This is a genomic window from Mesorhizobium sp. M0751 (genome assembly GCF_040320265.1).
Lineage (GTDB): Bacteria > Pseudomonadota > Alphaproteobacteria > Rhizobiales > Rhizobiaceae > Mesorhizobium.
The window spans coordinates 235970-246944 of record NZ_JAMYPH010000007.1 but is presented as its reverse complement, the minus strand read 5'-3'; the positions used below and the strand labels follow the sequence as shown (position 1 = coordinate 246944).

At 63.6% G+C, this 10975-nt stretch carries 15 protein-coding genes; 7 read left to right on the top strand and 8 right to left on the bottom strand.

What is annotated here, in order from left to right:
* The first annotated feature begins 139 nt into the window (after positions 1–139).
* The 3 genes from NKI19_RS14445 to NKI19_RS14435 are packed head-to-tail and all read left to right on the top strand — an operon-like array spanning position 140 to position 1900.
* The gene (locus NKI19_RS14445) at positions 140–1129 is read left to right on the top strand and encodes a DUF2332 domain-containing protein (RefSeq protein WP_352492181.1); all 990 of its coding nucleotides are present in this window, start codon (positions 140–142) and stop codon (positions 1127–1129) included.
* A gap of 10 nt (positions 1130–1139) precedes the next feature.
* Positions 1140–1628, top strand: a complete 489-nt coding sequence (locus NKI19_RS14440) for a hypothetical protein (RefSeq protein WP_352492180.1) — start codon at positions 1140–1142, stop codon at positions 1626–1628.
* A 38-nt stretch (positions 1629–1666) separates the two neighbouring features.
* Positions 1667–1900, top strand: a complete 234-nt coding sequence (locus NKI19_RS14435; protein ID WP_352492179.1) for a hypothetical protein — start codon at positions 1667–1669, stop codon at positions 1898–1900.
* A gap of 107 nt (positions 1901–2007) precedes the next feature.
* Here the strand turns inward: NKI19_RS14435 and NKI19_RS14430 are convergent, their stop codons facing one another.
* A complete protein-coding gene (locus NKI19_RS14430) occupies positions 2008–2322 on the bottom strand; it encodes a hypothetical protein (protein ID WP_352566945.1) in 315 nt (104 codons plus the stop codon).
* Between the two features lie 73 nt (positions 2323–2395).
* Entirely contained in the window at positions 2396–2914 is a 519-nt protein-coding gene (locus NKI19_RS14425; protein WP_352492177.1) for a metallophosphoesterase, read from the bottom strand.
* 194 nt (positions 2915–3108) lie between these two features.
* On the opposite strand from NKI19_RS14425, the gene NKI19_RS14420 reads away from it, so the two are divergent.
* Both NKI19_RS14420 and NKI19_RS14415 read left to right on the top strand, forming a co-directional pair.
* Positions 3109–3438 carry a hypothetical protein gene (locus NKI19_RS14420; protein WP_352492176.1) on the top strand — a complete coding sequence of 110 codons (330 nt, stop codon included), beginning with the start codon at positions 3109–3111 and terminating at the stop codon, positions 3436–3438.
* A 94-nt stretch (positions 3439–3532) separates the two neighbouring features.
* The gene (locus NKI19_RS14415) at positions 3533–4081 is read left to right on the top strand and encodes a DNA-3-methyladenine glycosylase (protein WP_352492175.1); all 549 of its coding nucleotides are present in this window, start codon (positions 3533–3535) and stop codon (positions 4079–4081) included.
* Positions 4082–4113: 32 nt separating this feature from the next.
* Here NKI19_RS14415 and NKI19_RS14410 read toward each other — a convergent pair whose 3' ends face one another.
* On the bottom strand, positions 4114–4596 hold the full coding sequence (locus NKI19_RS14410) for a DUF3606 domain-containing protein (RefSeq protein WP_352492174.1): 483 nt from the start codon (positions 4594–4596) through the stop codon (positions 4114–4116).
* On the opposite strand from NKI19_RS14410, the gene NKI19_RS14405 reads away from it, so the two are divergent.
* Together NKI19_RS14405 and NKI19_RS14400 are read left to right on the top strand one after the other, a co-directional pair.
* A complete protein-coding gene (locus NKI19_RS14405) occupies positions 4550–5041 on the top strand; it encodes a CREC-EF hand family protein (RefSeq protein WP_352566947.1) in 492 nt (163 codons plus the stop codon). The genes NKI19_RS14410 and NKI19_RS14405 overlap by 47 nt on opposite strands.
* Positions 5042–5190: 149 nt before the next feature.
* Positions 5191–5532, top strand: a complete 342-nt coding sequence (locus NKI19_RS14400; RefSeq protein WP_352566949.1) for an antibiotic biosynthesis monooxygenase family protein — start codon at positions 5191–5193, stop codon at positions 5530–5532.
* Here the strand turns inward: NKI19_RS14400 and NKI19_RS14395 are convergent.
* From NKI19_RS14395 to NKI19_RS14375, 5 genes are read right to left on the bottom strand one after another with little or no spacing between them, the layout of a single operon-like run.
* The gene (locus NKI19_RS14395) at positions 5514–6392 is read right to left on the bottom strand and encodes an SMP-30/gluconolactonase/LRE family protein (RefSeq protein WP_352492171.1); all 879 of its coding nucleotides are present in this window, start codon (positions 6390–6392) and stop codon (positions 5514–5516) included. The two genes, NKI19_RS14400 and NKI19_RS14395, sit on opposite strands and share 19 nt — an antisense overlap.
* Before the next feature lie 13 nt (positions 6393–6405).
* Positions 6406–8181: a CoA-transferase gene (locus tag NKI19_RS14390; RefSeq protein ID WP_352492170.1), complete on the bottom strand. Its 1776-nt coding sequence runs from the start codon at positions 8179–8181 to the stop codon at positions 6406–6408.
* Positions 8178–8963, bottom strand: a complete 786-nt coding sequence (locus NKI19_RS14385) for an enoyl-CoA hydratase/isomerase family protein (RefSeq protein WP_352492169.1) — start codon at positions 8961–8963, stop codon at positions 8178–8180. The genes NKI19_RS14390 and NKI19_RS14385 overlap by 4 nt, the downstream gene beginning before the upstream one ends.
* A gap of 2 nt (positions 8964–8965) precedes the next feature.
* A complete protein-coding gene (locus tag NKI19_RS14380; RefSeq protein WP_352492168.1) occupies positions 8966–10171 on the bottom strand; it encodes a CaiB/BaiF CoA transferase family protein in 1206 nt (401 codons plus the stop codon).
* Between the two features lie 17 nt (positions 10172–10188).
* The gene (locus NKI19_RS14375) at positions 10189–10974 is read right to left on the bottom strand and encodes an SDR family NAD(P)-dependent oxidoreductase (RefSeq protein ID WP_352566951.1); all 786 of its coding nucleotides are present in this window, start codon (positions 10972–10974) and stop codon (positions 10189–10191) included.
* Position 10975: the final 1 nt, after the last annotated feature.

Sequence of the window (10975 nt, the reverse complement as noted above, 5' to 3'; positions counted from 1 at the left end):
GCAGACATAGAAATTGACACTGCAAGCTCCTCAGCTCCTTCAGTGTCACTATCTCTCGCTCATCACCTCAAGCCGCGCCAGATGGGGTCAGCTTGGCGCTTACACTGTGATGAGAGGTCGGGACCGAGGATCAGCGGATATGGACGAGGAGGGCTTGGCCGAGATCTCAGCCCGATATATTCGCTTCGCCGATACGGAAGCTCGCGGTCGCTCGCCGCTCTACGAGGAGTTGGCTCGGGCAGTCGCTGGGGATCGGGAGGCGCTCGGTTTCCTGTCGACCCTTCCGGACCTAAAGCGGCAACCGAACCTTCTACTTGCAGCGGTGCGTCACCTGTTCGGCACGCCGACAGGGTGGACCGAGTTTCGCCAGGCGCTTCAGGCTCATCCCGACGCTATCCGCTCGCTCATGCTCGAGCGCTCAACGCAAACCAACGAGCCGGGAAGATGCGCCACCCTGCTCCCCGTGCTCGCGCGTTTGCCGCAGCCGCTGGCCCTCATCGAGGTCGGGACTTCCGCAGGGCTCTGCCTCATGCCCGATCTCTATGGCTATGACTACGGACGCGAGGTAATCCGCGCACCCGCGATGGCCTTGGAGCCGCCTGTCTTCCGATGCCTCGCCAGCGAAACAACGCCATTGCCGACGGCCTTGCCGCAAGTCGTCTGGCGGGCGGGATTGGACCTGAGCCCGATAGATGCCTCGGACGACTCTCAAGTCGCATGGCTTGAGACACTGGTCTGGCCGGAACAGACAGCACGGCTTGCCAATCTGCGGGCGGCCCTGAAGATCGCTGCCACAGTCAAGCCTCGGGTGGTGAAGGGCGACCTGCGCGGGAGCGACCTCGTGCAACTCTGCAACGAAGCGCCAAACGACGCTACACTCGTCATCTTTCACACAGCCGTCCTCGACTATGTCTCCGACCCTGGTGACAGAGAAGCTTTCGCCGAGCAGGCGATGCGTCTCTCGCCTTATTGGGTATCGAACGAGTTCCCTCGCGTCTTCCCCTCCATCGCCACACGCGCCGGAACAAGCTGGCCGCCCGGCCGCTTCCTCCTGTCCGCGAACGGCTCCCCTGTAGCTTGGACTGACCCGCATGGCGCCTCGCTCGAATGGATCGCGGACGAGGCGTAGGCTATAGGTGGTGGATTACCACCCTTGGCCAGAGGCGCCATCAGTTCTCAGTTTCATCTATGCGCGTTTGGACTACTCGCGTCTGGAATTCGTTGGAAGCGACCTCTCCGGCTTGCCTTGTCGCCGCCTCTACCTGACGGCTGAGAACGAGAACGGCGCGCTGGGCGCGCGAAGACCTCATCCGCAGTCGGGAACCACAGCTATCGGCAAGCCGTTTACGCTGCAAACCCGCCTGGCGATCCTCAGAGTCGGGCCGAGTTCTCCGAGATCCACAAATTGGAGATTGATCATGACAAGCGCTGCCGACCGCGATCCGCGCCACCACACGCAGAAAATGCAGAAAAAGTTGGAGGAGGTGAAACAGCACCTTCGCGAGGACATCGAGAAGGTCGATGAGCCGCAGCTCAAGGCGATGTTCGAGACGTCCGCCGAGGTGATCGGCGGCCTCCAGAAGGCTTTCCAGGACTATGAACAGAAGAATGAACCCGCCTGGCGTTGAACGACTTCTTCGCGGGTAGGTTTCGAAGGGAGCGCCCCGTGCCTGCACCACCTGAAATGGATGCCGTCCTCGAACAGCTGCCACTGAGGATCGGCGCCTATATCCCCGATGACTTGCTGGAGGACTGGTTTGCGCCGGGAACCGGCATGAACCCGGTCAGCAAGGAAGCGCTTGCCGCGGCCAAGAACTACGGTTGGCGCTTCGAATGCGAGTTCAAGCACTACCCGGAACGCAAGGAGGGCGTGTTCTGGAAGTGGGTGCCTGCGATCTGATCCGCGCTGGAACGGTTCATCGTTTCACGGAAGCGCAGAACCGGTCTACCTTGTTTTTGACGCAAATCCGGACGGAAAACCGTTTCACACTTTTCCCGGAATTGCTCTCAGCCTCCGCCGATCGGCGTCATCACCTTGCCGGTTCTGCCGCATTCGGGGCAAATTCGGCCGTCGATCATGCCTGACCCTGCACAGCGGCGGCAAATATTCTCGCCAGCGCCGGGAATGCCTGCGGGAACTCCGTCCGTGTTGGTCTGGCCGGCTTGCCGGGGCTTGCCCTGCAGCTTGTCTCTCAGCCGGGCGACCCAGCCTTCGTCGACCTCGAGCGGCCTGCTGCTGTCGTCCGGCAGGCCTTCGCCGGATTGGCCGATGGTTTCATTGCGCGGCCGGTCGTTCGCGCCTGTCGTGATCTTCTGAGCCATTGCAGTTGCCTTTACGCCTTGCAATTTTCGAACGCCTCAGCTCTGCGGAGGTTCCGGTAGCGGCCAGCCGCCTTCAGCCAGGTTTTTTCCGAGCCGCCCTTCGGTCGCGGCTGGCAAGGATGGTGGTTAGCGTGACCGGACGAAAATCCCAGCTGTCGACGCCGACGTCATACTGACGCGTGACAGGGGTCAGCCGGCCGTGGGAATGGCCATGCAGGTCGATCGATTTCCTGCCGATCTGGTTCCAGGTGCGAAAAGGATAGTGGCAAAGGATCAGCAGGCTGCCGTCGTGCGTCAGTTCCTTGTAGTGCTGCGTGCTCGCCCAACCCGTGGCGTCGATGGTGGCCGTAGCATCGTTGTTGCCTATGATCAGATGCTTGCTGCCATGAAGAGACGACAGCAGCGACGACACGAATGCGGCCGATCCCCTGGCGAAATCGCCCAAGTGCCAGACCTCGTCGTCCGGCCCGACAGTCTCGTTCCAGAACGCAACGAGCGCCCGGTCATGTTCCGCCAGCGAGCCGAACGGGCGGCGGTCGATGCGCAAAATGCGCGGGTCGCTGAAATGCGTGTCGGCGGTGAAGTAGATCATGCGCTGGAGCCTGTTTCGAACTGCCGATCTGGGCGCGTGGCGCACCAAGTCCATCTTGCTCGTCCCAATGCTTGCTCAACCCGCTCGATCGCCGGTTGTTCCTGTAAGCAGGCAAGCGGTTTCCGCTCGCCGGAACTTTGAAATGAGACGCAGGTTAGGATGCTTGAAGCCGATGCTCTGAAAGGACCTCGACGATGACCGACGCAGCACCTCTTGGGCGGAGCCCGGCTCAGGCGCGGGGCGATATCGACGCCGGGCGCGAAGGGGACAAGACACCGGGCATCGATCCGGCTGCGGCTCCCATGGAAACGGACGCGGAATCCGCCGGTACCGCTCCGGCAAGAGATCCGTCTCGGCCCCGTGAAACTCCGAAGTTTACCAACCAGGCGAGCTATGGCAATGCGATGCGCCCGCTGCAGGACGAGCCCGACGTCCAACCGCGCAGATACGGGCCGGTCCTGGTGATTGCCGCCATCGTCGTGCTGGCCGCGGCGGTTTTCATCGGCGCAGCCATGCTGCGCTGAATACCTTTATCCGTGAGCTGTGGCTGGACATTTTGTGTCCGGTCCGGGAACTTGCCGACGCGCCAGGTTCAGGCGTGAACGAGTCTGCTGCACATTGACCACGACCCATCACTTCTTTGCCCGTGACGCCACCATCGTGGCGCGCGACATGATTGGCGCCACGCTGCTCTTGCACGGCGTCGGCGGCATCATCGTCGAGACCGAGGCCTATCGTCCGGATGACCCGGCTTCGCATGCCTTCGGTGGCAGGACGGTGCGCAACGGCGCAATGTTCGGCGCCCCGGGCAGCGCTTATGTCTATCGCTCCTATGGCCTGCACTGGTGCCTCAATGCCGTCTGCCTGCCCGGCAGTGCCGTGCTTATCCGCGCAATCGAACCGCAATCCGGCCTGGAGGTGATGCGGGCCAATCGCGGCGTTGACGACCGCCGGCTGCTTTGTTCGGGACCGGGTCGTCTTTGCCAGGCGCTGGCAATCGACAAATCCCACGACGGGCTGCCGCTGGACGTGCCGCCATTCGACTTCAGGCAGCCGGGCGACGCCAGCGCCGTTCTTACAGGCCGCCGGATCGGCATTTCCAAGGCTGTCGATGCAGAGTGGCGGTTCGGCCTTCGCGGCTCGGATTATTTGAGCCGCAAGTTCTGACGCTGCGGCAGCGGCAGAGCAGCTGCCTGGCATCACTCGTCGGGTTTGCCGAGATGCATAGGCGTTCTCTGTTGGCGGGCTTCGCTGGTCACCTCGTCGGCTCCGGCAGGTGAAATCCCTCGCAACGCCTTCGCGGCTTCGATCAGGCGCCCGCGATCATTGCCGAAGCTCTTGATCAGCTGGCGGACCTGGTCGGCGGTGATGCCGTTCTGTTGGGCAAAATACTCGACCTCACGGTCGTCTTCCGCAGCAACGCGATCGCGGTCGCGGAAATCTCGCTTGCTCTTGTCGTCAGCCATTTTTTCCTCCTGGTGGAGCTTCGCATCAATGCCAACGTGGGCAAGCGGCTTTCGTTGCCGCGACCAGGCGGACTTTTGCGCCGTCGTGGCGACTGACCAGGAACCATGAGGCGAGCAGCCGGTTTGGCTTGGATGCAGCAGCCACCAATTCATACCGATGGAGATTACGATGACGCTCGCAAGCAAAACCACTGTAATTGCCGCGGCGCTGGCCATGTTGGCCGCGCCGGCATTCGGCCAGACGAGCCCGCCCGCGGCGCCGGCGCCGGATCGTGGCGCCGAACAGTCGCCCGCAGCGAACGGGCAGGATGCCATGCGCGATATGATGCGCCAGATGATGACCGAAATGCTGGACGAGAGAATGCAAGAAGATCGCGCGCCCCGGGGAGAACGGCGAGGTCACTGGCAGCGCGACTACAGGATGGGCCCGCCCCACCGAGATTGGGAGATGGGAGGGCGCGGCGGCGGGATGCATGGCGCGAGGATGCGAATGATGTTCGCCATAGTAGATGCTGACGGCGATGGAGCGCTTTCTCAAAGCGAAGTCCAGGATTTCGTCGGGCGGATATTCAACGCCGTCGATGAGGACGGTGACGGCAGCGTCGACATGCAGGAAATCCGGTCCTTCTTCCACGGAGCAGACGCCGAGGATCAGGAGTAAATCTCCTACGGGTCGGCAGGAGGCCTGTCGGCCGGGGAGGATGAAAAGCGCTGGCAACTGGATACCAGGCTGCCAGCCGGGGAGATGCGTTCCTTGGCTGGCCTTGCCGAACGCCACGGACCAATCAGACCAGCAGGAATTCATTGGCCATGACAGAGAAAACTACAGAGAAAACCCCGACCATCGCTCGTATCTGGCGCGGCAGAACCGTGCCTGAAAAGGCAGACGCCTATGAGAGTTACAATTACGAGGCCGGCATCAAGCCGCTGATCGAGAAGGCCCTGGGCGTGCAGACCTTTCGCGAGGACACGCCGACCCATTCGGAATTCGTGACGATCTCCTATTGGGAAAACGTCGAGGCGATGGCGGCATTCACCGGTGGCGATCCGACAAAAATCCACCATCTCGAGCGGGACGAAGAGTTCCTGATCGAGCTGCCGTCGAGGGTGCAGGTGTTGCGCATCCGCTCCAGTCACGGCCGGCTAGGATAGGCCGGCGCCGCCGCGTCGGGCTCGATCCATGGCATCGCCGTCAAGTCGATCTCGGTAATATGCCAGCGGCCGAGATTTGCGGTGTAGAGCTTGTCGCCCTTGAAGGCGATGTTGGTGGGATGGGCGAGCGTGGTTGCCGTCGGATCCTCGATCAGCACCTCGAGCCCGCTGTCTTTTCGCCAACGATAGATGCGGCTCGGCTCGTAGCAAGAGATGAACAGCGACCCGTCCGGCGCCAAGGCGACGCCATCGGGAACGTTGCTCACGCCGTCCACGACGAGTTGGCGGAACCCTGCCGTGCCGTCGGCACGGATCGGCACATAGCTGACGCAGGCCGCATGGCTTTCCACGACGTAAAGCCCATTGCCACCCGGCGCCATCGCCATGCCGTTGGCAAAGGCCATGGTCTCGCTGCACCACAGGCCGCCTTTGCCAGTCTTCAAATCGTAGCGAAAAATGCCGGAGCGGTTGTCTTCGCCTACGCTGTCCGACACGTAGAGCCAGCCGCGTGTCTCGTCGATCACGGGATAGTTAGGCACGCGGATGCCGGCCCAGGCGAAGCGCTGCATCTCGGCCGTCGCGGCATCTCGGCGAAAGATCGCCGCATGTTTGAGATCGCAGGCAAAGCAGTTGTCCGCGCTGTCGAAGGCGATGCCGAGCAGAAAGCCATCCGTGCCGCCCATGCGTTCGACCGAGCTGCCATCGGCGGCCAGCCGCAGCAGGTCGCCGGTTTCGGTGCCGCACCAGATCGAGCCGTCGCGATGGATGGCCACGCCTTCCGGATGGGCGACGCGCGGGCTGGTGAAGATGCCGTCGAAGAAGACCTTCGCGGCCGACATTTCGAGCAACGGCTTTGCCATGCGCCGCCCCCTCTCAGCCTGTTGCGGTATGCGATCGCTGCGCGGCAATACAGCGCTCGACCATCAGCCGGTCGGCCGCCAGGATCTCGGCGATCAGCGCGCCACGCTCCTTGGCGCTGACGAATTCGAGGCGCCGCAGGCCGAGCGGGTCGATGCGGTTTCGCAGGATGTCGAGCGTCTCGTTCGAGGGTAGCGCAACCTCGCGGCAATCGGCATCGAATTTCAGGGCAAAGCGGGTGGCATCCTGGACCTGCTGGCGGGTCACGCCCGGCATGGTCTCGACGGCGACCAATTGGCGGCTCTCCCGGTCGAGCCGAAACACGCAAAGGTCGGTGAACACCAATGCCGCGCCGGTCCGATAGCCCATCGGCTCGCGTTCGGCTTCAGTCAACAGGCCGCGCGCCGAGCTGGCGATCTCGACCGTCTCGACCAGCGACTGCTCGGAATGGCGGGGGACGTAGAGCAGATAATCGCGATGCATGTTGGCGACGTCGGCCATGCCGCCTTGCCCGGGCAGCCGGATGAGGCTGCCGTCGCGCTTGCGCAGCGCAATGGTGTTGACGCGCCCACGGCGGTCGACCTGCGCGGCACCGACGATCTCATGCGTCACCGCGCCGGCCTGGTAGTAGGTCGAATAGGTGTCGTCGCCGCCGGCATGGGCCGCCGCCGTCTCGCAATCGAGGCCCTCGATCAGCGACAGGATCATCGGGCTCGGCGCTATGTCGAGGTGGCCGCAACTCATGGTGGCGATGATCATGTCAGGCGCGTGCGTCGCCTTGGCCAGTCGGTAGGCGACATTGGCCAGCGGCGAAACCGCGCCGGCACTGGCAAAGCTCGCATTGTCGAGCTCGGCAGCGATGCGGGCGGCGATGATCTCGTCGATGGACGCCTCCTTTTCGCCGTGCACGAGCCCGGGCATTGCGAGGACTGTTTCAGCGCGGACTTTCGCAGCGTCTTGAACCCGCTCCGGCACGCCTTCCGAAGGCATGCTCAGGCTGTCCGACAAAGGTATTTCCTTGGCCGCGAACGCCCCCGCCAACGCTTGATAATCCGTCACATAGAATGGCAGGCAAGAGGCGGGATAGGCGCCGCCTGGCGCCAGCGCGATCGCCGACACCTGATTGCGGGTCAAAATGCTCTGCCTACCATCATGCCGCAGCGCTCCGACCGGGACGATCTCCTCAACCGTGACCAGCACCTGGCGCGCCGCCCCGGCCATGGCGAAATCCAGCGCTCGTGGTCCGATGATCTGGACATTGCCGCTCTCGTCGGCTCGCTGGGCATGGACGACGAACGTATCGAGCTGCAAGGCCGGGATGATCCCGGTCGTGATTCCCGCGATCGGATCGGGCGCGGCGATCGCGCCGGGCACGCGCGCCAGCATGTCCGAACCCTCCGGAAGCTGAAACGGCATCGACGGCAGGTTCTGCTGCGCCGCCCGCAACGCCTGGATCATGGCCAGCGCCGTCCAGTCTCGGACCGGCACGGCATTGGTTTCGGCAGCCGCGCGGAAGCGGGGCGGCAAGCCAAAAATATCGAGGCTGGAAAAGCAGATATCGACCTCCGCCACGGCATTCGCTTCGAGAAGGAGATCGAGCGGCAGGCCGCCGGCCCAGCAGACATAGCGAAGGTGCTTGACGCCCGAGCGGGCGATGGCCCGCAACAAGGCGATCGGCAGCCGGGCAAAATGATGGCCACCGGCACCGAAGACGTCGCCGGTGCCGACCATCGCGGCCAGGCCCTCGACATCGGTGAAGCGTGGCCGGTTTTGCTTGACCAGGGACGTCATTTTGCAGCCTTTGCCCGTGTCGCGCTCTTTTCAGCAAATTCCCTGACGCGGCGCTGGCCTATCTCGCTGCGGTACAGGCCACCCAGGACATCGCGCTCCATGGCAAGGCCGCCGGCCAGATCGCCCGACACGGCATGCGCGGTCAGCGCTTTCAGCCCCTCGATCGCTGCGGCCGGTTCGGCGGCGATCATCTCGGCGAGTTCCAGCGCCCGCGGCATCAGTCTTTCGGCATCGACGATCTCGTTGACCAGCCCGGCGCCGACGAACTCGGAAGCCGGCATGATGGCGCCGGTCATCAGCAGCAGATTGGCGCGGTTGCGGCCGAGTTTTTGGACGCTGCGCTGCGTGCCGCCGCCGCCGGGGACCAGCCCGAGCTTGATTTCGGGCAGGCCGAGCTTCGCGAACTGGTTGGCGATGACGATGTCGCAGCACAGCACCAGCTCCATGCCGCCGCCGAGCGCAAAGCCGTTGACCGCGGCGATGACCGGCTTGCGGTTGTTCTCGATCGCCGCATACATGCGCGTGCCGGCGGCCTGGAAGGCGTCGAACTCGATAGCTGTCTGGGCAGCGTATTCCTTGATGTCGGCGCCGGCCATGAAGCCGCGCCCCTCGCCGGTCACCACGATCGCGCCGATACCGTCATCCTGCGACAGCGCCTCGAAAACCTCGGTGATCTCGCTTTGCATCAGCCGGTTCATGGCGTTGAGCTGATCGGCGCGCCGGAAGGTGACGACCGCGACGCGCCCGGATATTTCCAAGCTGAGTGTCTGGTAAACGCTCATCGTCAGGCAGCATCCACGGTCATGTCGCCGGACGCCTCAAGTGCTGCAATCTCGCCGCTGGAGAGGCCGAACTCGGCCAGTATCTCGCGGCCATGCTGGCCGACCAGCGGCGCCGGCCGCTCTATAGTGGCCGGCGTCTCGCTCATCTTGACCGCCGGTGCGACCACCCTGACCTTGCCGCCGCGCGGATGCTCGTAGCTGGTGATCATGCCCATGTGCCTGACCTGCGGATCCTCGGCCGCGCGGCGGATGTCTTTCACCTCGGCACACCAGATGTCGGCTGCCAGCAGCCGCGCCAGCAGCTCCTGCGTGGCAAACTTCCTGGTCTCGGCGTTGACCTTGTCGAACACCTCGTCGCGCTTGTCGAACAGCGTCTTCAGATCGTCGTACACAGCAAGCTGCGGCGCCTCCAGCACGTCATACAGCGTCTTGAACGGGCTCATGGCAATCGACACGTAGCCGCCGTCCTTCGCTTCGTAGATACCGAACGGCGCCTGCATGCCGGGGTGGCCGATGCCGGAATTCGGGCGCACGAAATCTTCGCCGAGATTGAGCACGGCGACATATTCCTGATTGAGATGCGCCAGCATGCCAGCCAGCAGATTGACCTCGATCTTCTGGCCCTTGCCGGTCTTCTCGCGATAGTAGAGCGCCGACAGGATGCCGTAGACCATGTTCATGGCGCCGATCTGGTCGGCGAGGCCGGCGCCGGCCGGAACAGGAGGCTGATCGCCGCGGCCGGTGTTGGAAATCAGCCCGGACAGTCCCTGGATCAGCATGTCCTGGCCGGGGCGCTCGACATAGGGGCCTTCCTCGCCATAGCCGGAGCCCGAGCAATAGATAATGGCGGGATTGACCGCCCTGAAATCCTCGTAGCCATAGCCGAGCCTGGCGAGCACGCCAGGGCGGAAATTCTGCACCACCACATCCGCCTTCTTGGCCATGTCCATGATGATGGCATGCACCTTGCGGCTTTTCAGATTGAGCGCGATGGAGCGCTTGTTGCGGTTCCAGGCGAGGAAATTCGGGCTCTCGGAGCCGCCGACCCATTTGGCGAAGAAGGTCATGCCGCGGAACATGTCGCCGGCGCCGGCACGCTCGATCTTGATGATGTCGGCGCCCATGTCGCCGAGCAGCTGCGTGGCGAACGGCCCTTGCAGCAGATGGCTGAAATCGAGAATGCGGACGCCTTCGAGGGCCTTGCTCATTTTTGTCTCGTTTGTTGTCAAAGCAGGTCGGGTACGTAGCGCGGTGCTGCGGTGAGGCCGCCGTCGACGCGCAGGTCGGTGCCGGTGGTGAACCCGGCGGCGTCGGAGGCCAGATAGACGGCGGCTTCGGCCACTTCGGACGGTTTGCCGATGCGCCCGAGCGGATGCATTTTCACCCAGGCCTTGGCAAGATTGCCGCCGATCTCCTTGACCAACTTGTCGTTCATCGGCGTGTTGATGGTTCCGGGTGAGATCGAGTTGACGCGGATGTTGAGCGGGCCGAACTCGACCGCCATCTGGCGCGTCATCGCCATCACCGCGCCCTTGGCGCCGGCATAGGCGGTCCAGCCGTCAAGCCCGATATGCCCTTGTGCCGATGCCATGTTGATGATCGACCCCGATTTCTGCGCGATCATATGCGGCAGCGCATATTTGCAGCCGCGGAACACGCTGGTCAGGTTGACCGCGATCAGCCGGTGCCACTGCTCGTCGGTCATTTCGTGAACCGGCATGCCGCCGAGGGCGATGGCGGCATTGTTGACGAGAATGTCGAGATGGCCGGTCTTGCCGACCGCCCCGTCTATCAAGGCGGCGATGTCGGCCTCCTCCGCCACGTCGCAGTGGATGTAGTCGGCGCGGTGGCCGGCGGCGCGCAGCTCGGCTGCGAAGTTTTCGCCCTTCTCGTCGGCGATGTCGCCGAGGAAGACGTGCGCGCCTTCCCTCGCCATCGCCTCGCTGATCGCATGGCCGATGCCGTCGGCGGCGCCGGTGACGATTGCGGTTTTCCCTTTGAGACGATCCATG

Bases quoted from the DNA above. Each gene is read 5' to 3' on its own strand.
- NKI19_RS14445 (WP_352492181.1), top strand. From the start codon at position 140: ATGGACGAGGAGGGCTTGGCCGAGATCTCAGCCCGATATATTCGCTTC.
- NKI19_RS14430 (WP_352566945.1), bottom strand. From the start codon at position 2,322: ATGGCTCAGAAGATCACGACAGGCGCGAACGACCGGCCGCGCAATGAA.
- NKI19_RS14425 (WP_352492177.1), bottom strand. From the start codon at position 2,914: ATGATCTACTTCACCGCCGACACGCATTTCAGCGACCCGCGCATTTTG.
- NKI19_RS14420 (WP_352492176.1), top strand. From the start codon at position 3,109: ATGACCGACGCAGCACCTCTTGGGCGGAGCCCGGCTCAGGCGCGGGGC.
- NKI19_RS14405 (WP_352566947.1), top strand. From the start codon at position 4,550: ATGACGCTCGCAAGCAAAACCACTGTAATTGCCGCGGCGCTGGCCATG.
- NKI19_RS14410 (WP_352492174.1), bottom strand. From the start codon at position 4,596: ATGGCCAGCGCCGCGGCAATTACAGTGGTTTTGCTTGCGAGCGTCATC.
- NKI19_RS14400 (WP_352566949.1), top strand. From the start codon at position 5,191: ATGACAGAGAAAACTACAGAGAAAACCCCGACCATCGCTCGTATCTGG.
- NKI19_RS14395 (WP_352492171.1), bottom strand. From the start codon at position 6,392: ATGGCAAAGCCGTTGCTCGAAATGTCGGCCGCGAAGGTCTTCTTCGAC.
- NKI19_RS14390 (WP_352492170.1), bottom strand. From the start codon at position 8,181: ATGACGTCCCTGGTCAAGCAAAACCGGCCACGCTTCACCGATGTCGAG.
- NKI19_RS14385 (WP_352492169.1), bottom strand. From the start codon at position 8,963: ATGAGCGTTTACCAGACACTCAGCTTGGAAATATCCGGGCGCGTCGCG.
- NKI19_RS14380 (WP_352492168.1), bottom strand. From the start codon at position 10,171: ATGAGCAAGGCCCTCGAAGGCGTCCGCATTCTCGATTTCAGCCATCTG.
- NKI19_RS14375 (WP_352566951.1), bottom strand. From the start codon at position 10,974: ATGGATCGTCTCAAAGGGAAAACCGCAATCGTCACCGGCGCCGCCGAC.